22 protein-coding genes are annotated in these 22,791 nt (G+C 61.3%); 12 read left to right on the forward strand and 10 right to left on the reverse strand.

Going from position 1 to position 22,791, the window contains the following annotated elements:
* On the forward strand, positions 1-930 hold the full coding sequence (locus tag ACOTTU_RS06790; protein ID WP_425656830.1) for a glucokinase: 930 nt from the start codon (positions 1-3) through the stop codon (positions 928-930).
* Here ACOTTU_RS06790 and ACOTTU_RS06795 read toward each other — a convergent pair.
* The 10 genes from ACOTTU_RS06795 to ACOTTU_RS06840 all read right to left on the reverse strand — a co-directional run bounded on the left by ACOTTU_RS06795 (position 927) and on the right by ACOTTU_RS06840 (position 11,628).
* Positions 927-2,825, reverse strand: coding sequence for a beta-galactosidase (locus tag ACOTTU_RS06795; protein WP_425656831.1), 1,899 nt, complete (start codon positions 2,823-2,825; stop codon positions 927-929). The two genes, ACOTTU_RS06790 and ACOTTU_RS06795, sit on opposite strands and share 4 nt — an antisense overlap.
* Entirely contained in the window at positions 2,822-3,682 is an 861-nt protein-coding gene (locus ACOTTU_RS06800) for an SMP-30/gluconolactonase/LRE family protein (protein WP_425656833.1), read from the reverse strand. The genes ACOTTU_RS06795 and ACOTTU_RS06800 overlap by 4 nt, the downstream gene beginning before the upstream one ends.
* Complete coding sequence (locus tag ACOTTU_RS06805) at positions 3,679-4,284, reverse strand: 2-dehydro-3-deoxy-6-phosphogalactonate aldolase (RefSeq protein ID WP_425656835.1); 606 nt, start codon at positions 4,282-4,284, stop codon at positions 3,679-3,681. The genes ACOTTU_RS06800 and ACOTTU_RS06805 overlap by 4 nt, the downstream gene beginning before the upstream one ends.
* Positions 4,281-5,186, reverse strand: coding sequence for a 2-dehydro-3-deoxygalactonokinase (locus ACOTTU_RS06810; RefSeq protein ID WP_425656837.1), 906 nt, complete (start codon positions 5,184-5,186; stop codon positions 4,281-4,283). Before ACOTTU_RS06810 ends, ACOTTU_RS06805 begins: the two co-directional genes overlap by 4 nt.
* Positions 5,187-5,193: 7 nt before the next feature.
* Complete coding sequence (locus tag ACOTTU_RS06815) at positions 5,194-5,964, reverse strand: SDR family NAD(P)-dependent oxidoreductase (RefSeq protein ID WP_425656839.1); 771 nt, start codon at positions 5,962-5,964, stop codon at positions 5,194-5,196.
* Between the two features lie 88 nt (positions 5,965-6,052).
* The gene (locus ACOTTU_RS06820) at positions 6,053-8,137 is read right to left on the reverse strand and encodes an alpha-galactosidase (RefSeq protein ID WP_425656841.1); all 2,085 of its coding nucleotides are present in this window, start codon (positions 8,135-8,137) and stop codon (positions 6,053-6,055) included.
* Positions 8,134-8,982, reverse strand: a complete 849-nt coding sequence (locus tag ACOTTU_RS06825; RefSeq protein WP_298917446.1) for a carbohydrate ABC transporter permease — start codon at positions 8,980-8,982, stop codon at positions 8,134-8,136. Before ACOTTU_RS06825 ends, ACOTTU_RS06820 begins: the two co-directional genes overlap by 4 nt.
* A gap of 1 nt (position 8,983) precedes the next feature.
* Entirely contained in the window at positions 8,984-9,337 is a 354-nt protein-coding gene (locus ACOTTU_RS06830; protein WP_425656843.1) for an MmcQ/YjbR family DNA-binding protein, read from the reverse strand.
* Positions 9,334-10,254, reverse strand: coding sequence for a carbohydrate ABC transporter permease (locus tag ACOTTU_RS06835; protein WP_298917452.1), 921 nt, complete (start codon positions 10,252-10,254; stop codon positions 9,334-9,336). Before ACOTTU_RS06835 ends, ACOTTU_RS06830 begins: the two co-directional genes overlap by 4 nt.
* Before the next feature lie 117 nt (positions 10,255-10,371).
* The gene (locus tag ACOTTU_RS06840) at positions 10,372-11,628 is read right to left on the reverse strand and encodes an extracellular solute-binding protein (RefSeq protein WP_298917455.1); all 1,257 of its coding nucleotides are present in this window, start codon (positions 11,626-11,628) and stop codon (positions 10,372-10,374) included.
* Positions 11,629-11,841: 213 nt separating this feature from the next.
* Between ACOTTU_RS06840 and ACOTTU_RS06845 the strand changes: the two genes are divergently transcribed.
* From ACOTTU_RS06845 to ACOTTU_RS06895, 11 genes are all read left to right on the forward strand, one after another.
* A complete protein-coding gene (locus tag ACOTTU_RS06845; RefSeq protein ID WP_425656846.1) occupies positions 11,842-12,633 on the forward strand; it encodes an IclR family transcriptional regulator in 792 nt (263 codons plus the stop codon).
* Positions 12,634-12,638: 5 nt separating this feature from the next.
* Complete coding sequence (locus ACOTTU_RS06850; RefSeq protein ID WP_425656847.1) at positions 12,639-13,697, forward strand: ABC transporter ATP-binding protein; 1,059 nt, start codon at positions 12,639-12,641, stop codon at positions 13,695-13,697.
* 235 nt (positions 13,698-13,932) lie between these two features.
* Positions 13,933-15,552 carry an AMP-binding protein gene (locus ACOTTU_RS06855; RefSeq protein WP_425656849.1) on the forward strand — a complete coding sequence of 540 codons (1,620 nt, stop codon included), beginning with the start codon at positions 13,933-13,935 and terminating at the stop codon, positions 15,550-15,552.
* Complete coding sequence (locus ACOTTU_RS06860; protein WP_425656851.1) at positions 15,549-16,370, forward strand: tryptophan 2,3-dioxygenase; 822 nt, start codon at positions 15,549-15,551, stop codon at positions 16,368-16,370. The genes ACOTTU_RS06855 and ACOTTU_RS06860 overlap by 4 nt, the downstream gene beginning before the upstream one ends.
* Positions 16,371-17,561, forward strand: a complete 1,191-nt coding sequence (gene kynU / locus ACOTTU_RS06865; RefSeq protein WP_425656853.1) for a kynureninase — start codon at positions 16,371-16,373, stop codon at positions 17,559-17,561. It begins immediately after the preceding gene.
* A 72-nt stretch (positions 17,562-17,633) separates the two neighbouring features.
* The gene (locus tag ACOTTU_RS06870; RefSeq protein ID WP_425656855.1) at positions 17,634-18,782 is read left to right on the forward strand and encodes an ABC transporter substrate-binding protein; all 1,149 of its coding nucleotides are present in this window, start codon (positions 17,634-17,636) and stop codon (positions 18,780-18,782) included.
* 42 nt (positions 18,783-18,824) lie between these two features.
* A complete protein-coding gene (locus ACOTTU_RS06875; protein ID WP_425656856.1) occupies positions 18,825-19,439 on the forward strand; it encodes a LysE family transporter in 615 nt (204 codons plus the stop codon).
* Entirely contained in the window at positions 19,436-20,353 is a 918-nt protein-coding gene (locus ACOTTU_RS06880) for a branched-chain amino acid ABC transporter permease (protein WP_425656858.1), read from the forward strand. The genes ACOTTU_RS06875 and ACOTTU_RS06880 overlap by 4 nt, the downstream gene beginning before the upstream one ends.
* Position 20,354: 1 nt before the next feature.
* A complete protein-coding gene (locus ACOTTU_RS06885; protein ID WP_425656860.1) occupies positions 20,355-21,335 on the forward strand; it encodes a branched-chain amino acid ABC transporter permease in 981 nt (326 codons plus the stop codon).
* Complete coding sequence (locus tag ACOTTU_RS06890; RefSeq protein WP_425656862.1) at positions 21,332-22,087, forward strand: ABC transporter ATP-binding protein; 756 nt, start codon at positions 21,332-21,334, stop codon at positions 22,085-22,087. Before ACOTTU_RS06885 ends, ACOTTU_RS06890 begins: the two co-directional genes overlap by 4 nt.
* A complete protein-coding gene (locus ACOTTU_RS06895) occupies positions 22,084-22,773 on the forward strand; it encodes an ABC transporter ATP-binding protein (protein ID WP_425656863.1) in 690 nt (229 codons plus the stop codon). Before ACOTTU_RS06890 ends, ACOTTU_RS06895 begins: the two co-directional genes overlap by 4 nt.
* Positions 22,774-22,791 lie beyond the last annotated feature (18 nt).

The raw sequence follows: 22,791 nt of genomic DNA on the forward strand, positions 1-22,791 counted from the left end.
ATGGCACTCATTCTGGCAGATGTCGGCGGCACCAACGTCAGGTTCGCCTGCGCACGGGGCGGCGTGATCGACACTGCGCTGACGCAACGATACCAGAATGACGACTACGATTGCTTTGACGCGGCCCTGCGCGCGTACCTCAGCCATGCCGGGGTGCACAGGCTGGAGGCTCTGACTGTTGCTGTCGCGGGGCCGGTTACCGGCAACATCGCCCGGCTAACCAATCGCGGCTGGGATTTCGATACCGAAAAGATGCGTGTTGCCTTTGGGGCAGGGCGTGTTGATCTATTGAATGACCTCAGTGCGCTGGGATACGCGTTGGACAGTCTGGACGATCGTGGGACCGAAACCGTTCTGGAAGGCGAGGTGTCGCAGAATGATCAGCGTCTGGTGATTGGCGCGGGGACAGGGTTTAACGTCAGCCCGGTTTTGCGGATTGGCGATCGAACGGTTTGTTTGCGGGCGGAGGCCGGGTTAGGCAGTTTGCCCTCGCGCGTGGCCACGCTGCTGGAAGCCTATATCGACCAGCCGCCCGCCTGGGTGCGATGCGCCGAGGATGCGGTGCGCGGTCCGGGCCTGTCGGAATTGCATGCAGCCGCAACCGGGGCGGACAAGCTCGACGCGCGCGATGTCATTACTGCCGCCAATGCGGGGGAGGCGGCGGCGGTCGCTTCCGTGGAAACCTATGCTCGAATGCTGGGCGCGTTCATCCACGATCTGCGGCTGCTCTACATGCCGTCGGGCGGAATTTTTCTGGCCGGATCGGTGGTGCGCGGTCTTCTGAGCAGCCCGGCGCGGGACGTCTTTGTCGGCACCTTGCGCGAGCCGCCAACGGTCAAACAGTCCATGCCGCCGCTGCCGGTTTCGGTCATCACCCAGGATGAAGCTGCATTGCTGGGCTGTCTGGCCTATTCAAAGGCCGTCGTCTAAATTGCCCACCACTCCACACCCGCAGGTGGCAGCATCCGGTCCTGGAATGTGACCGCTTCGGCGCTGTAGTTGAAGGCAAAGCGATGGGTGGCCGTGTCGCGCAGGCGCAGCCCTTCGGGAAGATCATGAACTGGCAAGCCCGCCATGTCGGCGAGATGCCGGATGATGCGACCCCACAGGGTTTCATCCGGCCAGGCCCCAAGGTAATTCATCGTGCCGTTGCTCATGACAATCTTCTGACCGCAGGTCGTCTCAAAAATCGTCTCGGATGTGCCTTCCAGCGTCTCGACCCAATGGTGGACGGCACCTCCGTCCACAGCGTCGCGATGCGCGGCAGGGGGCAGGCTTTCAACGCGCGACACGGTCACATCGATACCCGGCAGGTCTGGTCCCATGGGGGTCGGTATGGACAACTCTTGCGTCACCGCATTGCTGCGCGGACCGACCAGCGCCACCGTCTCCTGAAGCGCTGCAATCAGGGCCGGGGGCATCTGCGCCAACCCTGGGGCCAGCACCAGTTTGTAGCCAGATAGATCCGTTGTTGTTGACGGCACGATGTCGATTGAGAGGCCGCATTTGCGCAAGGCCCGGTAGGCATCGAGCATCAGGCGAAAATAGCTGAAGCCCGCGCCCTGCGGCAGTGTTGCCCAGGCCCATTCGGAAGGGTAGTCAAAAATCAGGGCAACGGGTGCTTGAGTTTGCGCCACCTCTGGCAGTTCCGCAATCTCGCGCCCAACCTGCGCCGCCTCGTCCAGTCCGGGGGCTGCGGCGTCATCGGGGCGCAGGAGGCCTGCGTGCATCTGTTCTTGCGCAAAGGGAGCCTGTCGCCAGCGGAAATAGCTGACCACCTCGGCCCCATGGGCAAAGGCCTCCCAACTCCAGAGCCGGACCATACCGGGCAGGGCCGCGGGGTTATGCGGTGCCCAGTTCACCGGACCGGGTTGTTGTTCCATCACCCACCAGCGGCCGTCTTTGCCCACGGCTCGGTAAAGGTCATGGTGAAAGGCCTGCATGTCAGGATCACCCTGTTGCAGATAGCGCTGTTTGTGATCGTCACTGGCCTCCAACCGGTCCGACAGAAAGCCGATGGGATAGCTGTCCCAACTGGCGATATCCAGCGAGGCTCCGACCTCAAAGTGATCGAAATCCAGCACCCGGCCCATGTAGTTGTGAATAAGCGGCGCGTCGCTGCGCGCGCGTAAGGCTGCAACCTGCACCGCGTTGTAGCGGGTGACCTGATCGGAACTGAAGCGCCGAAATGCCAGCTCATGTGCCGGTGCGGCTTGAGTCACGGTCAGGTGAGGCAGGTCGATCTCGTCGAAACTGCGGTATTCCATCGACCAGAAAACAGTGCCCCAGGCCGCGTTCAGGGCGTCGATGTCGCGGTATTGCGTGGCCAGCCAGCCCCGAAACGCATCGCGCGCGGCATCCGAGTAGGACAGGACCGTATCGTGGCAGCCGTATTCATTGTCGATCTGCCAGGCATGGATGCGCGGGTCGCGCCCGTAGCGATCCCCCAGGATTTCGGCTATTTTACCGCTGGCCGCGCGGTAGCCAGCGTGGCTGAAACAATAGTGCCGTCGCGATCCGAATTTGCGCGGATGTCCGAGCGCATCGACGGCCAGCATGTCGGGGTAACGGTGCAGCATCCAGCGTGGCGGCGTGCAGGTGGGTGTGCCCAGAATGACCTTCAGCCCGGCAGCGCTCAGGGTGTCGATGGCGCGGTCCAGCCAGTCGAAGGTGAAATTGCCGGGCGTAGGTTCCATCCGGCTCCAGGCAAATTCACCGATCCGTACCCAGGTGATGCCTGCCGCGACCATGCGCGCCGCATCGCGCGGCCACATCTCTTCGGGCCAATGCTCCGGGTAGTAGCAGACGCCGAGCGCGCGTTTCACAGGATCACCCTTGGTTCCGGCACACCCTGCGCGATCTTTTCAACGACAAAGGTCTGGCCATCTTTTGACTGCTCGGTCAGCTGTGCAACCGGGATGCCCTGCCGGGCGCTCGTAATCAAAAGATCACCCAAATCCTTACCGCCGAAAGCCGGGCAGGTTGAATGCGCGGCGGGTACATCAATGGCCTGAGTGAACTGGCCGCTGGGCGCGTAGGCGGCGACACGGCCCGCACCCCATTGCGCGATCCAAAGCGTGCCACTTTTGTCCACAACGGCCCCGTCGGGGTTCAGCCCCTCTGCGGTCAGATCAAGAAAGACCTCCGGCGCGGCATCAGGCCAGCCGGAGCGATCAAGGGCGACGCGCATCACCTTGCCCGTGGCGGTGTCAGAAAAATAAGCGGTGCTGCGGTTTGGCGCAAAGCAGATGGTATTCGAGATTGTAATTTCGCCAAAAAGTTTGCGCAGCTGGCCCTGATACAACCGGTAAATAGCGCCCGCGCCTTTTTCGGCATTGTAGCCCATGGTGCCGATCCAGAAGCCGCCCCAAGGGTCCGCGCGCCCGTCGTTTGACCGCGTCACCGCATTGTCACGCTCTAACGGGCTGATGATGCTGCGGTTGCCGTCGCGCAGATCAAAGCGCCAAAGCCCGGTCGCAGAGGCGATCAGCAGCGTGGCCTCATCAATCCATCCCGCGGCCGAGACCTCTTCGTCAAAATCCCAGTCTTTTGAGCCACTTGCATCTTTGGTCAGTAGCTTGCGGCCCAGAATGTCGAACCAGAAAAGCTGCTGCCGTTGCGGGTGCCAAAGCGGCCCTTCGCCCAGTTGGCACTTGCGGGCATCGTAAACCTGCGCGGTCACGCCGCCGCCAATTTGTAGGCCGCAACGATCTCGTTTGCGCGGGCTGCGACATCGCTGGCGGACATGCCGGGTTTGTAGATGGCCGACCCGATGCCGAAGCCGTCCGCGCTGGCCGCGATCCACGCGCCGAAGTTTTCTGGTCCGGCCCCGCCAACGGCAAAGATCTGCGTGCCCTTGGGCAGAATGGGCCGCATTGCCGCAAGCCCTGCGACACCGGCCATGGCCCCGGGAAAGAGCTTTAGCCCGTCCGCCCCGGCCTGCAGGGCTGCGAAGGCTTCCGTGGGGCTGAAAATGCCCGGCCAGCTTTGCATTCCTGCAGCTTTCGTTGCGGCAATCACACCCCTATCGCAGTTGGGAGAGACGATCAGTTTGCCACCCGCCTTTGACACTGCAACGACTTCGGAGACCGTCAGGACGGTCCCGGCCCCGATAAGCGCCTGTTCGCCAAAGTCCCGCGCAAGGGCCGCGATGCTGTCCAGCGGGTCAGGCGAATTCAGCGGTACCTCGATCTGGGTGATCCCGGCAGCGATGAGCGTTTCTGTGATGGCGGGGGCCTCGGTCGGGGTGATGCCACGCAGAATGGCAATGATAGGAAGTGTCATGAGGGTGCCTTTGAATGTCGGTGAGCGGCAGTCAGGCCTGCCAAGGTCGCGCGTTCGGTATCGACGAGCATCGCCGAAATACCTTGCGGACGCAGGGCCGCGCGGTATGCATTGGCCTGCGTGCCGGTGCCAAGGATCGCCACGTTCTGACCCAGCCAATAGGGTTTGGAAGCAGCAAGCTCCGAGCCGATGAGCAGGCCTGAAAGCGCGGCGCGGGTAATTGGTGCCTGCGTGCCATGCAACAGGTGGCCCGCGCGCAGGCTGAAGAGACGGGCGGCAAGCCGTTCCGGTTTCGACATTGCATCACCAACCGCAGCCTCAAAGGCGCTATCGTCCCATCCTTCCGCCTCAAGAGAATGCCGCAGTACGGAACTGCCGCTCAACAATGCAAAGAGCTCACCTGTCATAAAGGTTTGAAAACTAACGACTTCACCCGCACTGAGGTGCACCCATTTCGTGTGGGTGCCGGGCAGGCACAACACGCCGTCCCAACGGGGGTTCAGTTGCAAAAAGCCTGCCACCTGGGTTTCCTCACCCCGCATGACATCTGCTGGTGCGGCTTGGGATAGCCCGGACACGACCCGCACATCCAACCCCTTTGACGTGGGCGCTGGTGTCAACTCCTCGGCCAAAGGAGTGCAAGGCACAGACCGGTAGGGCGCTTCGACCCAGCCTTGTCGCGAGCCCACCATACCGCAGGCGATCACGGGCAGCTGTCGCCGCGCAACCCAGTCGCCGATCAGCGCCAGAAGGGCCGGTTCAAACTGGTTCACCGCCAGCTTTCCCATGCCATCCTCGGACTGCGCGCGCGCCAGAACGGTTGCCCCCTGCATGGCAAAGGCGCGCAGATTGGTTGTTCCCCAATCTACGGCAATCCAGTCTGGTGCGATCTGAGTGTTCATGCTGCCCTTATCCTGTTGTCACCACGCCGCCATCGACCACCATACATTGTCCTGTCATCATCTTGCTGGTCCCGGAGGCCAGAAAAAGCACTGCATCTACAACGTCTTGCGGCTCCAGATGGGTTTTCAGGCACTGCCGGTCCAGATGCGCGGCCAGCCCTTCCGGCGTCGCCCATTTGTCGCGCTGTTTCTGGGTCAGAACCCAGCCGGGCGCAAGGGCATTTACGCGAATGCCGTCGGGTCCCAACTCGCGCGCAAGGCTGCGGGTCATGGCCGTAATGCCGCCGTTGGCAGACGTATAGGCGGGGTAGCCTGCATTGCCCATCATGTAGCTGATCGAGCTGAAATTGATGATCGATCCAGCGCCGCGTCTGATCATTCCGGGAGCCACTGCCTGTGCTGCAAAGAAATAGGCTTTCAGGTTGATAGATAACAGAAAATCCCAATCCTCGGGCGTCAGTTCCAGCCAGTTATGCCGCCGGTCATTGGCGGCATTGGAGACAAGCGCGTCGATGGGACCATGGGCCTCTTCAGCGGCGGCGATGGTCTTGCGCAGCCCGTCCGTGTCGGTGATGTCGCCCTGAAAGAACAGCGGCGCGCGACCGTGTTTTTCGGCCATTTCGGCGACGAAATCGCTGGCGTCCGAACGCCCGATAAAGGCTACATTTGCGCCTTGCGCCAGAAAGCCATCCGTGAGGTCGGCACCGATGCCCGACCCGCCCCCGGTGATGTAGACCGAGGCCCCCTTGAGATCGTGAAAAGTTGCGTTCTGGGTCATGTGAGAGGCTCCGAATGGGGGTATGATTGACGTGCACAACCTGTGCACAGCCTGTGCACAGGTCGGGCATACGGAAGGCAAATCTTTGTCACAGGCGCCTGCCTTCCAGAACCCACATGGATTCCGGGAAGCTCCACGGCAAGGTCAGGCCGTTGTTCATCAGCGCGGCACCGGTCAGCACCACCGGCCCGTCCTTCAGCGCCAGCCTGCCGCGCGACAGGGCCGAGGCGGAGGCCCGGTTGCGCAGGCTGACCTCGTAGCGCGCCGCCGGGTCCAGACGTGTGAGGCGCAGCGGACGGGGGGCGATCTGCGGCGAGGTGGCGGATTTGCCGGCAAAGACGACAAAGCGGCTACCGTCGCGTGCCTGCTGCTGCTCTGCAATCACCGACGGGTCGGAGGCATCAAGCCGCAGGATATCGGCGGCATACATCCAGTCACGGTTGGCTTTCCACCAGGCGGTCACATCCCTCAGCACCTCTGCCTCGCGGTCGGTCAATTCACGCGGGTCCATCTCGAACCCCATGTGCCGTTGCGCAGCGACCCAGGCGCGGAATTCGATGTCGAGCGTGCGCCCGGAGGTATGGCATCGGCGCGGCCCCACATGGCTGCCGGTCACAGCCGAGGGGATGAAAAGGGCCGCGTTGTGCTGCATCGCCAGCCGCTCCAGCGCGTCATTGCTGTCGCTGAGCCAGACCCGTTGTGTGCGGCTGAGAATGCCGAAATCGATCCGCCCGCCGCCCGAGGCACAGCTTTCAATCTCCACATCCGGGAAGTCAGCGCGCAGCCGGTCGATGAGCGCATAGGAGCCGCGTGTCTGGGCGGCATCGGGCATGGGCAGCACCCGGTTATGATCCCATTTGATATAGTCGATGGGGTGCGTGGAGAGCAGGGCGGCGATGCGGTCATAGAGAAAATCGCGCACTTCCGGCAGCGCCATGTTCAGCGCTTTTTGCTGCCGCCCGAGGATCTGGTCTTCGGCTCCCAAAGCCCAGTCAGGATGCGCGCGGTGGATATTGCTGTCGGGGTTGATCATCTCGGGCTCAAACCAGATGCCGAAACTCATGCCCTGCCCATGCACATAGTCGATGAGCGGGCCCAGCCCGTCGGGATATTTGCGCGGGTCCACTTCCCAGTCGCTTAAAGAGGAGGTGTCGTCGTCACGCTGCCCGAACCAGCCGTCATCAAGCACGAAACGTTCCGCGCCAAGCGCTGCCGCCCGGGTCGCGATGTCCTTGAGTACCGGCAGGTCATGGGCGAAATAGACTGCCTCCCAGCAGTTGTAATGCACCGGGCGCGGGCGGCCCGGTTTGGTCCAGGTGACGATCCGGTCGCGCATATGGCGTTGGAACGACACGGCACAACCGTTCAGCCCGTCTGAGGAATAGACCGCATAAAGCGGTGCGGTGCGGAATTCGGTTGAGGGCGTGGTCTCCATACGCGCGGCATGGCCGAACTGAATCTGCCGTCGCCCGTCGGGCAGTTCCTCGGCAATCATCCGGTGCCCGCCGGACCAGCCGTAATGAAAGGCAAAGGCCTCGCCGCTGGCGTTGGTCGCACCGCGCGCCGGGATCAGCAGCCCCGGAAAATGTTCGTGGCCGGTGCGCCCGGTGCGGTTTTCGCGGTAGCGGATGCCGGGCGACCAGGCGGTGCGGTTGAGCTGAAACTCGCCGCACCAGCGGCCCGCCAGGTCAATCATCTCGTCCGAATGCTGCGGGCCGGGCAGGACCGGGGCCGCCAGCCAGTGCAGATGCAATGGGCGGTCTGCTTTGAGTGACGCCGCCATCACGATCACATGGGTTTCGGGATCAAGCTCAAAAGTGGCCACATAGCTCAGGCGATTGTCTGCATCGCGGCAGGTCACGGTTAGGCCATGGTCGCTTTGTGCCACATCGGCCAGCTTGAATTTGGGCAAAAGCGGCGTGCCATTTGAATCGCGCACCACCATGCCGGGCTGGCCAGGAAAGCTGCGCGCGGCTTCGGGGCAGAGCGAAAGGTCAGGGTTTTCGTCCAGCATGCCCCCTGTCACATCCAGCGCGGAGGTGCGCGCCAGTTGCACCAGATCTTCGTCTATCGGCAGGGGCGCACCCCAGTAGATGACCTGCGGACAGCGGCCACCCGAGGAGGCGAGCGCCAGTGTCTGACGCTCGTCATCCAACCGCCAGGCTGTTGTCACTTTACGGCCCCCAGGGTCAGACCTGCGATGAAGTGCTTTTGCATCAGGAAGAACATCAGCACCGGCGGTAGGGCCGCCACAATCGAGCCTGCGCTCATCAGGTGATAGGCGGCGCGGAACTGAGCGTTGAAGCTGGTGATCCCGGCGGTCACGGGCTGGCTTTCCGGACCCTGGGTCAGGACTACGGCCCAGAAATAATCGTTCCAGATGAAGGTGAAGATCAGCACCGAAAGGGCGGCGATCGCGGGTTTCATCAGCGGGATGACCACGTACCAGAAAATCTTCCACTCCGCGATGCCCTCGACGCGGGCCGCTTCGACCAGCTCATAGGGCAGGGCGCGGATGAAATTGCGCATGAAAAGCGTGCAGAAGCCGGTCTGGAAGGCCACGTGAAAGAGCACCAGCCCGGTTTTGGTGTTGTAGAGCCCCATGTCGAGTGTGAGGTCACGTACCGGCACCATCAAGATCTGGAAGGGCACAAAATTGCCCGCCACAAACATGAAGAAGACCCAGATGTTGGCCTTGAACTTGTAGATGCCCAGAGCAAAGCCTGCGAGGCACGAGAGTGTCACCGCACCAATGACCGTGGGTACGGTGATCAGCACAGAATTGAGCATGTAACGGGGCATGTCGGAGTTGAAGAACACCTGTCCGTAGTTGGCGAACATCTCGAAGGACGAGGGCAGGCCCCAGTAGTTACCTTGGGTGAAATCCACCGCCGGTTTGATCGAGAAGACAGCGACGGCGATGAGCGGGAGCAGCCACATGATCAGAGCAAGCGGCAGCAGCGACTGATAGGTCAGCTGCCAGGAACGGGGGGTTTTTTCAATCGGTGTCGGGAACATGTCAGGCCTCCTCGCGGGCGGGCAGCGCTGCTTGCGCTTTCTTTGTCAGACCGGCGCGCACGATGTCATAGGACGTGCAGATCCGGTGAGATAACTCGGGCGTCTCGGTGCTTTCGGGCAGGTTGATCCAGCTGCGGTGAAAGTAGGGGGCCTTGATCCCCACACCGGCGTCGATCAGCATTGATGCGGTTTCCACATCCGCCGTCTTGACGGATACGCCGGGCAGGGTGGCCCCGATGCAAGCGAACATCTTGCCGCCGACTTTCCAGGCGTCGTGCCCACCGCCCCAGGGGTCGGACTTCTCCGCCCCCGGCAGCGGTTCGCAGATCGCATGCACGCGTGCCCGAAAGCTCATCGCGCTTTCTCCTCTTTCCACATGGACCAGAGGAAATAGGTGATGAAGACCAGCATGATCAGGAAGAGCACCACGGCGATGGCGGCGCCATACCCCATGCGGAACCCGTATTCAGAAAGCGCTTTTTCGAACATGTAGAACGACAGCACGCGGGTCTGACCGAAGGGGCCGCCATTGGTCATGATCGAGATCAGGTCAAAGCTGCGCAGCGCGCCGATGATGGTCACCACGAAGGCGATGAAGGTCGCGGGTTTGAGCTGCGGGATGATGATGTACCACAGCATCTTCCAGCCTTTGGCATTGTCCAGCCGTCCCGCTTCGATCTGTTCGGGGTCCACGGCATTGAGACCGGTCAGATAGAGGATCATGCAATAGGCCGTCTGGGGCCAGAGACCGGCGGCGATGATGCCGTAGGTCGCAAGGGTTGGATCCCCCAGAACATTGACGGGCCCGAGGCCCACCAGGCCCAGCACCCCGTTCAGCAGACCTTCGTTCGGCAGGTAGAACCAGGAGAACACCAGGCCCACAACCACCTGGGAGAGAACGAAGGGAAAGAAGAACAGGGATTTATAAATGCGGATGCCGGTGACGGTCTGATTGAGAAAGAGCGCGATGAAAAGCCCGCCCGGAATGGCCAGAAGATAGAAGAGCAGCCATTTGAGGTTGTTCCAGAGCGACACCTCAAAGGCGCCGTCGTCCATGAGTTCGACGTAGTTGTCCATGCCGATGAAGCGGGCTTCGCCCAGGCCGTCCCAGTCGTAAAAGGAGATCATGATGGACTGGTAGATCGGCCAGATCACGTAAAACGCAAAGAACAGGATGGCCGGTGCCAGAAACAGCCAGGGTGTGACAGCGATTTCGTTGCGCTTGTACCAGCCGCGCGGGGCGGCGCTTTGCTCTGCCGGGGTATCGGTCATGGTGGGTCTCCTCCCAGTGAGATGCGGGGCAGGCGGCAGAGCGGGGCGGTCCCGCGCTGGCGGCTGAGCCGGTCAGCGGTGGGCCCGGGCGCGCAGAGGCGCCCGGGCCGCGGGGTGTTATTTGTAGACGCGTTCCTGCACCTTATCGAGGCGCTTGAGGATGTCGTCGAGGTTGTCCGGGAACACCATGAATTCCTGCAATCCCTGCATGGCCTCGGCAGCCATTTCCGCCGGGAAATCGCGGTCGAAGAACTGCGCGACACCGCCCGGAGAATTTTCCGACAGCATGGTGAAGCCTTCGTTCAGGAACTTGTCATTATCCACTGCCGAGCCTGCGTTTACAGGCAATTGCCCGAGGTTCGCACCGTTGTTGATTTCGGTCTGAACATTGGCGGAGACCACGAAGCGCAGGAATTCGCGCGCGGCTTCCTTGTTGGAGGCATTGGCCGGGATGTGGAAGGTATCCGTCGGCGCGTCTTCGGCCAGAGCGATCCCGGGTGTGATTTCGGGGAACTGGTAGAAGTCGAGCTTGCTGTCATCGAGACCCGCTTCGCGCAGCGGTGCTACGGCGAAGTTGCCCTTGAGGATCGCAGCGGCTTCGCCGTTCACGATGAAGGGCAGCGATTCCTGCCAGGAGTAGTTCTGGTGGTTATCAACAAAAGCGCCCATGTCGATCAGCTCACGCCAGTTGGCGAAAGTCTGTTTCACACGGTCATCGGTCCATTTGACGCCGCCATTGGCCAGTTCCATGTGGAAATCGAAGCCGTGCGTACGCATGTTGAGGTAGTCGAACCAACCACCAGCCGTCCAGAGGAACTTGGTGCCGATGGTGTAGCACTTGCGGCCTGAATCGAGGATCGCCTGACAGTTGCTTTTCATCTCGTCGAAGTTCGCAGGCTCGTTCAGGCCCAGCTCTTCGTAGATGTCCTTGCGATAGTAGATACCCCATTGGTAGTAGGTATAGGGCACGCCCCATTGCTTGCCGTCGATGGTCATCGCACCCTTTGTGGAGGCGAGATTGTCCGCAATCGCAGGCTCGGCCCAGAGGTCGGAGACATCTTCGAACAGACCCGCGTTCACATATGGGCCCATCCGGTTGGCCGCGTACCAGGTGGCAACATCCGGACTATCGGCTGTGAGGAAGTTGCGGATTTGTGTCTTATAGGCTTCGCGGTCGATCACCGTGGTTTCGATGTTCAGGCCCGGGTGCTCGGCACCGAAATCCGCAATCATCTTTTCCATCGTCGCGCGGGGCGCCGGGTTGGACGTGTCGAGGAAGATTTTCAGGTCGCCCGAAAGCTCGGCTGTCGCAGAGCTTGCAAGCATTGTGGAACCTGCCAATGCCATAAGCATTGATTTGGTGGTGAAACGCATGGTGTCCTCCCTAAGGTACGTGCGATTATTTTAATCTCGTAAGTTTCATTATTTGAAACCAAGTTTTATATATTGAAAACTACACTGCAATCTGCCTAGACTGTCAACCATGTTCTTCGCGAATGAGTAGAACAAGCATTCTTTTCGGGAGGGAACGGGCGCATCGCGCGACCGTTTGAAAAGGGCGCTGAGACGTATGGGAGGCGCTTTGAAATGTCCGGCGACGGCACTGTAGGAAAAGCACTGGATGTGTTGGATCAGGTGGCAGGCCACCGGCACCCGGTGCGATTCGGCACGTTGCTGAGCGAAAGTGATTTTCCAAAAGCGACGCTCTACCGGTTTCTGCAAACGCTGACCTCGCAGGGCATGCTGCAATATGATCCCGACCGGCAGACCTATTCTTTGGGGGTGCGGCTGGTGCGTCTGGCCCATGCCGCCTGGACGCAAAGTTCGCTGGCACCGATTGCCCGCCCGTTTCTGGATCAGTTGAGCTCAGACGTCGGGCATACGGTACATCTGGCGCAGCTCGACAATGCGCAGGTGCTTTACGTTGACAAGAGGAATGCCGCGCAACCCATTGAAATGTATAGTGATGCGGGCAAGGTAGGGCCAGCCTACTGCACCGGCGTTGGCAAGGCGATGATGGCCTTTCTGCCAGAGGACGATCTGTCACGTACCATCAAACAACAATCGTTTCACCGCTTTACCGACCATACGTATACCAACCCCGAAGCGCTCTGCGCGGAGCTGCAGGCCATTCGCACCCGAGGCTATGCCTTTGACCGCGAAGAGCATGAACCGGGGATCATCTGCATTGCCCAACCCATCCTGTCCGATCACGGGCGGGTTCTGGGCGGGCTGTCGATCACCGGATCGACCCAATCCATCACTCTCTCCCAGCTTGAGGCACTCACGCCCCGGCTGGCGCATACTGCACAATCGATTGCCACCGTGGCGCAGGCCTGGCGGTTTCCCGATTCAAACCTTCAAAAAACAGGGACATAGAGAAAATGACAGGTGTCACGCTCCAAAAGGCGGTCAAACGCTACGGTGATGTACAGGTGATTCACGGTATTGATCTGGAAGTCAAAGACGGCGAGTTCTGCGTTTTTGTCGGACCCTCGGGCTGCGGCAAATCTACCTTGCTGCGCATGATTGCGGGGTTGGAAGAAACGACCGAAGGCGTGATGCATATCGGTGAGCGGGATGTCACCCATATGGACCCCTCCGAGCGCGGTGTGGCCATGGTGTTCCAGACCTATGCGCTTTATCCGCATATGACCGTCAAGGAAAACATGGGGTTCGGCCTGAAGATGAATGGCGTGCCCAAGACGGAGATTGATGCCAAGGTCAAGGCGGCATCGGATGTGCTCAAGCTCGACGTCTATCTCGATCGCAAGCCTGCCGCATTGTCGGGTGGGCAGCGCCAGAGGGTGGCTATCGGGCGCGCGATTGTGCGCGGACCGGAAGTGTTCCTGTTTGACGAGCCGCTGTCGAACCTTGACGCGGAGTTGCGGGTCGAGATGCGGGTGGAAATCGCCCGTCTGCACAAGGAAATCGGTGCCACGATGATCTACGTGACCCATGATCAGGTCGAGGCGATGACGCTGGCCGACAAGATCGTGGTGTTGCGCGCAGGCTATATCGAGCAGGTGGGCGCGCCGCTGGAGCTATACCGCAACCCGGACAACAAGTTCGTGGCGGGCTTCATCGGGTCGCCCGCGATGAATTTTCTTGATGGCGTTGTGGTTGAGGGCGGTGTCGAGGTGCCCGGTCTGGGGCGCACGGTGCCGGTCGAGGTAAATCTGCCCGCCGCGGGTACGGGTGTGACGCTGGGCGTGCGGCCTGAACATCTGGAAGTGCAGATGGGGCAGGGCGCGCTGAAGGCCGAGCTTTCCGAAGCGTTGGGCGGGGTCAGCTACCTGCATCTGGACACGCCCACCGGCGAGCGCATCATTGTCGAGGAACGCGGCGATGAGCGGGCCAATGAAGGTGACACAGTCGACGTTACTTTCGAGCCACGCCGCGCCATGGTTTTCGAGAAGGACAGCGAGCTTCGCATCCGCTAGCCCAGCGTCAGAGGGAATATGTTTTAGGTTTAAAATATTTTTCCTTGAAGCAAATTGCGACTCACCCTACCATTTGAGGTAGGCGCAGGGTTTCTGCGCCTTTATCCGGGGGGTGTTCGCAATCAATGAACGCGATGGGCAGGCAGCAAATCGGACAAAGGGTGTCCTTGCCGGGCGTGACCGGGCGCGGCCTTGGGCCGCAGACATCGCATTTTTTGCGCCTCAGGGTGTCTGAGTGATGTTTCCCTCCGCCCATACCGATAGTTTCGCCCGGGACAACCTGCCGCCCCAGACAAGCTGGCCCGATCTGATGATCGAAGGTTTTAAGTATCCCGAACGCCTCAACGCGGCTGTGGAACTGACCGATCAGATGGTGGCGCAGGGGTTTGGCGACAATACCGCGCTGATCGGCAATGGCCGCAGGCGCACCTACAAGGAGTTGAGTGACTGGACCAACCGGCTGGCCCATGCGCTGGTGGATAATCTGGGTGTCAAACCGGGCAATCGCGTATTGATCCGATCGGCCAACAACCCCGCGATGGTCGCCTGCTGGCTGGCCGCCACCAAGGCAGGCGCTGTGGTGGTAAACACCATGCCGATGCTGCGCGCCGGAGAGCTTTCTGCGATTGTCGACAAGGCCGAGATCAGCCACGCCCTGTGCGACACCCGGTTGATGGATGAGATGACGGCCTGCGCCAAATCGAGCACATTCCTGAAGTCGGTGGCGGGTTTCGACGGCACCTCCAACCATGACGCGGAACTCGACCGGCTGGCGCTGGAAAAGCCGGTGCAGTTCGACGCGGTGGCAACAGCGCAGGATGATGTGGCGCTTCTGGGGTTCACCTCCGGTACCACCGGCAGCCCCAAGGCAACCATGCATTTCCATCGCGATCTGCTGATCATTGCCGATGGTTATGCCCGCGAGGTTCTGGGCGTGACACCTGAGGATGTGTTTGTCGGATCGCCGCCGCTGGCCTTTACCTTTGGTCTGGGTGGGTTGGCGATCTTTCCCTTGCGGTTTGGCGCCGCGGCCACGTTGCTGGAAACCGCGTCCCCGCCCAATATGATTGAAATCATTGAGAAATACCGCGCCACCGTCTGTTTCACCGCGCCCACGGCCTATCGCGCAATGCTGTCAGCGATGGCGGCGGGCGCGGACCTCAGCAGCCTGCGCGCCGCCGTTTCTGCGGGGGAGACGCTGCCCGCACCGGTCTATCACGACTGGCAGGAGAAAACCGGCAAGCCGATGCTGGATGGCATCGGGGCGACGGAATTGCTGCATATTTTCATTTCCAACCGATTTGACGATCACAGGGCCGCCTGTACCGGCAAACCGGTGCGGGGGTATGAGGCGAAAATCGTGGATGATCAGGGGCGTGACGTGCCACATGGCACCGTGGGGCGGCTGGCCGTGCGCGGCCCGACAGGGTGCCGCTATCTCGCCGATGACCGGCAGATGGCCTATGTGCAGGACGGCTGGAACATCACCGGCGACAGTTTCTCGATGGACGCAGACGGGTATCTGCATTTTGCGGCGCGCAACGACGATATGATCGTCTCGTCAGGCTACAATATCGCCGGGCCGGAGGTCGAGGCGGCGCTGCTGTCGCACCCGGCGGTCGCAGAATGTGGCGTGGTGGGCGCGCCCGATCCGGCGCGGGGCAATATTGTTCAGGCCCATGTGGTTCTGGCGGAAGGGTTCGCGGGCGATGAGGCCCTGGTAAAAGACCTGCAAGATCATGTCAAAGCGCAGATCGCCCCCTATAAATACCCCCGGGACATCCGGTTCATTTCCGCCTTGCCAAAAACGGCAACCGGCAAAATACAGCGTTTCGCGTTGAGAGAAGATAAATGACCGACACCCCGTCGCATGGCGCGAAAATGGATTTTGCCAAGGACATGTCCTATGGCGATTATCTGCAGCTCGATCCAATTCTGAACGCGCAACACCCCAGGTCTGACGCCCATGACGAGATGCTGTTCATCGTGCAGCACCAGACGTCGGAACTGTGGATGCGCCTGGCCATTCACGAGCTTGCAGCGGCGCGCGGGTCCATCGCCGGGGGGCAATTGCAACCGGCGTTCAAGATGCTGTCCCGCGTGGCGCGGATTTTTGAACAACTCAACAGTGCCTGGGATGTGCTGCGGACGATGACGCCCAGCGAATACACCGCCTTTCGACCGTCTTTGGGCAATTCTTCGGGGTTCCAGTCGCATCAATACAGGCTGATCGAGTTCATGCTGGGCAACCGAAACGCCGGATTGCTGAAGCTGCACGCCCATAAGGAAGAGGCAACAGCGGCACTGGCGGCGGAACTGGCACGTCCAAGCCTTTATCAGGTGGCTTTGCAACTGCTGGCGGACCGGTTGGGTCACGCGGATGTGGCGGGGCCTGCGGCGCAGACTGCCTGGCAGTCGCAGGATCAGATACAGGCGCTTTGGCAAGAGGTTTACGAAGACCCCGCAGAGCATTGGGAAATCTATGAGCTGGCGGAAAAGCTGGTCGATCTCGAAGATTACTTCCGGCGCTGGCGCTTCAACCATGTCACCACCGTTGAGCGCATTATCGGGTTCAAACGGGGCACGGGCGGCACATCAGGTGTTGGCTATTTGCGAAAAATGCTGGAAGTTGAGCTGTTTCCAGAGCTCTGGCACGTGAGAGGGGCCTTGTAGGTGGCTGAAATACTTAGGAAAGAGGTCTTCTGCTTGCCAGAGGGTCTGATCTATCTGGACGGCAATTCGCTGGGGCCGATGCCGCAGGATATTCCCGATACACTGAACGGGATGTTGACTCGCGAATGGGGGCAATTGCTGATCAAGGGATGGAATGCCGCCGGGTGGATGGACCAGCCCGCGCGTGTGGGGGACATGGTGGGGCGGCTCATCGGGGCGCCGCACGGCAGCGTCGTGATGGGTGATACGCTCTCGATCAAGGTCTATCAGGCAGTTGCCGCCGGGCTTAAAATGAACCAAGACCGCCGCGTGATCCTGTCGGATACCGGTAATTTCCCCACCGATCTCTATATGGTCGAAGGGCTGATCAAGACGCTGGATCAGGGGTTCGAGCTGCGTACCGTCGCCCCCGAGGACGTAGCGGATGCGATCACCGATGACATTGCCGTCGTGCTGTTGACGCAGGTGGATTACCGCACGGGCCGGGTGCACGACATGAATGCGATCACGCGCGCGGCACAGGCGCGCGGCGCGGTGATGATCTGGGATCTGGCGCATTCCGCCGGCGCGATTCCGGTCGATCTGGCGGCCTCGAAGGCGGAAATGGCGGTGGGCTGCACCTATAAGTATCTCAATGGCGGGCCGGGCGCGCCTGCCTTCATCTATGTGCGGCCCGATCTGGCAGAGACCATTCAGCCTGCACTGAGTGGCTGGCTGGGCCATGCGGCGCCCTTTGATTTCACGCTGAACTATCACCCCGGGGCAGGTATTGAGCGCATGCGCGTCGGCACGCCGCCGGTGATGCAGATGACAGCGCTGGAGGCCGCAATGCGCGTCTGGGACGATGTGGACATGCAGGATTTGCGCACCGCGTCCATCGCATTGCAGGAACAGTTCATCGCCGATGTCGAGGCGCGGGTGCCGAACCTGACGCTGGCCAGCCCGCGCGATGTTGAGCGGCGCGGTAGTCAGGTGTCGTTCCGCTTTGAGCAGGGCTATGCCGCGATGCAGGCGCTGATCCACATGGATGTCATTGGCGATTTCCGCGCGCCGGATATCATGCGCTTTGGTTTCACGCCGCTTTATGTCGATGCGGGTGATGTCACCACGGCGGTGGACCGCATTGCCAAAGTGATGGACGAAAAGCTCTGGGATGATCCAAAGTACAGGGCACGCAACAGGGTGACATGAGCGCCACCCGGCACCAAAGTCTGAAATAATAGAACGGGCGCAAAGACGCCTCAACAACATGGGAGATACGAGATGAAATTACGATCCTTGATGCTGGCCGCAGGTCTTGCGGCGCTTGCCTCCGTCGGCCTGGCCGATGGACACGCGGGTAAGGTCAAAGTGGGCATGATCACCACGCTGTCAGGCGGCGGTGCCGGACTGGGCATTGATGTGCGCGACGGGTTTCTGCTGGCCACGAAAATGGCCGGAAACGAGAACCTCGAAGTGGTGGTCGAGGACGATCAGCGCAAACCCGAGATCGCCGTGCAACTGGCCGACAAGATGATTCAGTCCGAGAAAGTCGACATCATGACAGGCATCATCTGGTCCAACCTCGCCATGGCCGTGGTGCCTGCCGCAACTGCGCAGGGGAAATTCTACATCTCGCCCAACGCCGGGCCTTCGGCGCTGGCGGGTAAGGGGTGTCATCCGCTTTACTTCAACGTGGCCTGGCAGAATGACAACCTGCATGAGGCCGCCGGGGCCTATGCCAATGACGCAGGGTATGAGAACAGCTTTATCCTTGCGCCGAATTATCCGGCCGGGCAGGACGCGCTCACAGGCTACAAGCGCATGTACGGCGGCGCGCTTGCAGGTGAAATCTACACCAAACTCGGCCAAACCGATTACGCGGCGGAGATTGCGCAGATCCGGGCCTCAGGGGCGGATTCGGTTTTCTTCTTCCTGCCCGGCGGCATGGGGATTTCCTTTCTCAAGCAATACGCGGGTTCTGGTGTTGACCTGCCGGTTGTAGGTCCCGCTTTCAGCTTCGATCAGGGCATTCTGCAAGCGGTCGGGGATGCGGCACTGGGTGTGAAGAACACCAGCCAATGGAACAAGGACATCGACAATGCCGCCAACAAGGCCTTTGTCGAAGGGTTTCAGGCGGAATACGGGCGTTTGCCGTCGCTTTATGCCAGTCAGGGATATGATGCGGCCAATCTGATCCTGAGTGCGATGGCTGAGGCCGATGTCAGCGATGCGGATGCTTTCCGCGCGGCACTGGCAGCAGCGAAATTCGACTCCGTGCGCGGCGATTTCAAATTCGGCACGAACCAGCACCCGGTGCAGGATTTCTACGTGCGCGAGGTGATCAAGGAAGGTGACGTTTTCACCAACAAGATCATCTCCGCCAGCCTGACCGATCACGCGGATGCCTATGCCGCCGAGTGCAGCTACTAAAAGGGCCGCACTTTCGGGCCGCACCGCCAAGGGATCATGCCGATGGAAATTCTGCCCCTTCTACCGCCAATCCTCTTGGCGGCACTGATTGCCTCGGCTTCGCCGGGCCCTGCCACGCTGGCCATCGCGGCCACCTCCATGTCGCGGGGTGCCGGCGCAGGGCTGCGGCTTGCGGCAGGCGTGTTGACCGGATCGTTGATCTGGTCGAGCGCTGCTGCGGCGGGGCTGGCGGCGCTGATGTTGCGGCACGGCTGGGCGGTGGAGGTCATTCGCTATGCGGGCGCCGCCTATCTCTTCTGGCTGGCCTTCAAATCCCTGCGCGCGGCCTGGCGGGGCGGTTTGAGTGAGGGGGTCGCACCCGCGCGTCACGCCTTTCGGCGCGGGTTGTTGCTACATCTCACGAACCCCAAGGCGATCTTCTTTTTCGGCGCGCTCTACGCGGTGATCCTCTCTCCCGGGCAGAGCCCGGCGGCGCTCGGCCTCATCGTCGGCGCTGTCGGCCTGCAAAGCGCTGTGGTCTTTCTGGGTTACGCGCTGCTCTTTTCGCGCCCCGGCCCGATGCGCCTGTACCGACGCGGTGCGCGCGGTATCAATGCGCTTGCGGGTCTGGCTTTCGCCGGGCTTGGCCTGCGCTTGCTTACCAGCCGCCTGGCATGAGCCTATTGCTGCTGATCGAACAGGTCCTGAACGGCCTGCAATTCGGCGTGATGCTGTTCTTGATGGCTGCCGGGCTGACGCTGATCTTCGGTGTCATGGGGCTGATCAATCTGGCGCATGGCTCGCTCTATATGGTCGGCGCTTTTGCGGCGGCGGCTGTGGCGGGGGCGACGGGGTCATTCCTGCTGGCGCTGATGGCCAGTCTGATGGCGGCAGCCGCCGCCGGAGCGCTCATCGAGCTGCTGGTGATCCGCCGCCTCTATGACCGCGATCACCTCGATCAGGTGCTCGCCACCTTCGCGCTGATCCTGATCTTTTCCGAAGGTACGCGTTGGGTCTTTGGTTCCTTCCCGCTGTTTCTGGACATTCCTGCGGCCCTTTCGGGTCCGGTCACCCTGCCCGGCGGCATCCAGTATCCGGCCTACCGCTTGCTGATCATCGCCGTGGGGCTGGTGATCGCCTTTGGTCTTTTTCAGTTGATCGCGCGCACCCGGATCGGCATCCGGATCAGGGCAGGTGAAAGTGATCGAGAGATGATTGCGGCCCTTGGGGTCGATATCTCCAGGCTCTACACCATCGTCTTTGCGCTGGGTGCCGCTTTGGCTGGTCTGGCGGGGGCGCTGGTCGGGGCCATTCAATCGGTGCAGGTGGGCATGGGAGAGCCGGTGCTGATCCTCGCCTTCGTGGTGATCGTCATCGGTGGCATCGGATCAATCAAGGGAGCCTTTGTGGGTGCTTTGCTGGTGGGGTTGACGGACACGCTGGGCGGGGTGCTGCTGCCGGGGGTCTTCGGCACCTTCATGGAGGCCTCGGCAGCCACCGCGATAGGCTCGTCACTGGCGTCGATGTCGATCTATATCCTCATGGCCGGGGTCTTGCTCTTCCGGCCCACCGGGCTTTACGGGGCCGCCTGAGATGATCCGCGAACCCCATATCAACATAGCGCTTTTCCTGCTGCTGCCGGTGACGGCAGGGGTGGCATGGCTGCTGGACGAACCCTTCATCATCACGCTTGCAACCAAAGTGGCCATTCTGGCACTGGCGGGCGTTGGGCTGAACATCGCGCTGGGGCTTGGCGGGCTGGTAAGTCTCGGCCATGCGGCGTTTTTCGGCATCGGCGGCTATGCCATGGGCATTCTGGCATCCCACGCACAATCCTACGCACCGCTGATGGAGGTACCATTCCTCATTGAAGGTACCAAATCTATGCCTGTGATCTGGCTGGTTGCGGTGATCGCCGGGGGGCTGGCGGCGCTGGCCATCGGCGCGCTTTCCTTGCGAACCTCGGGTGTCTATTTCATCATGATCACGCTCGCTTTTGGGCAGATGCTCTATTATTTCGCGATCAGCTGGCCCGCCTATGGTGGCGAAGACGGTCTGTCGATCTACGTGCGCAACGGCTTTCCGGGGCTGAATACGCTGGATCCGGTGCAGTTTTTCGGCCTCGCCTTTGCGGTGCTGGCCTTTGTTCTTTTTCTTGCCGGACGTCTGGCGGCGGCTCCCTTCGGGCTGGCGCTTTGTGCTGCGCGCCAGAACGCTGAACGGGTCGAGACCGTGGGTCTGTCGCCCTACCGGCTGCGCCTGCTGGCCTTTGTCATCTCCGGGGCGATCACCGCATTGGCGGGCGCGCTTTTTGCCGATCTCAACCGGTTTGTCAGCCCCACCATGCTGAGCTGGCAGATGTCGGGCGAGATCATGATCTTTGTGATCCTTGGCGGCGTGGGGCGCCTTTATGGCCCGGTTGCAGGGGCTGCGCTCTTTATCCTGCTCGAGCACATCCTTGGGGGGCTGTCGGAGTTCTGGCACATCTATCTGGGCCTGTTGCTGCTGCTGGTCGTACTCTTTGCCCGCGGCGGCATGATCGGGTCACTTGCCCGCCCGGAACCGGCCCCATGACTGAGGCGCTGCTGCAGATCAAGGGATTGCGCAAGGCCTTCGGGGCCTTGGTGGCGACGGATGACGTATCACTGACCCTCAGGCGTGGCGAAATCCACGCGCTGATCGGTCCCAACGGCGCGGGCAAATCGACCCTGATCAAGCAGATTGCAGGTGGATTAAAACCTGATGCCGGGGAAATATGGTGGGGCGGTCAGGAGATCACCGCGCTCAGCACCGTGGCGCGCGCCCGCGCCGGGCTGGGGCGCACGTTCCAGATATCGGCGCTGGCCATGGACTATACGGTTCTGCAAAATGCCGTGCTGGGTGCACTGGGGCGACAGGGCGGGGTCTGGCGGTTCTTCGCCCCGGTCATGAAGGACCCCGATTTGCTGGAGGCTGCGATGGCCGCGTTGAACCGCGTCGGGCTGGCGGATCAGGCGCATAGGCGCACCGCCGAGCTCAGCCATGGTCAGCGCCGCCTGCTGGAAGTGGCGGTTGCCCTAACCCTCGCGCCGCGCGCCTTCCTGATGGATGAACCCATGGCGGGTCTGGGGGCCAGCGGGTCGAAACGCCTCACCGGGTTTCTCGACGATCTGCGCCATGAAGCCCCGATCCTGCTGGTTGAGCATGATATGGACGCGGTCTTTGCGCTGGCGGACCGGATTTCGGTTCTGGTTTACGGCAAGATCATCGCCACCGGCACCGCAGAAGAGATCAAGGCCCACCCGGAAGTGCGCGAAGCCTATCTGGGCGAAGAGGTGCCGGGATGAGTTTTCTGAAACTTGAAGGGATCGAAGCCTATTACGGACCCAGCCAGGCGCTTTTCGGCGTCGATCTTGCCCTTGGCGAAGGCGAGGTCTGTGCGCTGATGGGGCGCAACGGGATGGGCAAATCCTCCACCATCAAGGTCATTTGCCGCCTGCTGGATCATACGCGCGGCAGCCTGCGGCTTGACGGGCAGGACCTTGCGCATTTGCCACCCCACAAAGCTGCCCGCGCAGGTTTGGGGCTGGTGCCGGAGGGCCGACGCTGTTTTCCCAACCTGAGTGTTTACGAAAATCTGATTGCCGCCGCCCGCCCGGGCCCTTGGGATTTCGCGCGGGTGTCGGACCTGTTTCCGCGTCTCGCGGAGCGGCGCGATCAGTCTGCCGCCTCGCTGTCGGGGGGCGAGCAACAGATGCTCAGCCTCGGCCGGGCGCTGATGACGAACCCGCGGCTTTTGCTGCTGGATGAGGCCACCGAAGGTCTGGCCCCGGTGGTGCGGCAGGAAATCTGGGCGGCGGTTCGCAGGCTCAAATCAGAGACAGGCATGGCGCTGCTGGTGGTTGACAAATCACTGGCCGAACTGCGTCAGGTGGCGGATCAATGCGTTATTCTCGAACGGGGAACGACCGTCTGGTCAGGTCCCATGGCGGAGGTCACATCAACCGTCGCAGATCAATATCTGGGCGTCTGAAACGCGCCGGAGGAAAGG

The sequence above is a fragment of the Roseobacter sp. EG26 genome (assembly GCF_049830555.1).
Lineage (GTDB): Bacteria > Pseudomonadota > Alphaproteobacteria > Rhodobacterales > Rhodobacteraceae > Roseobacter.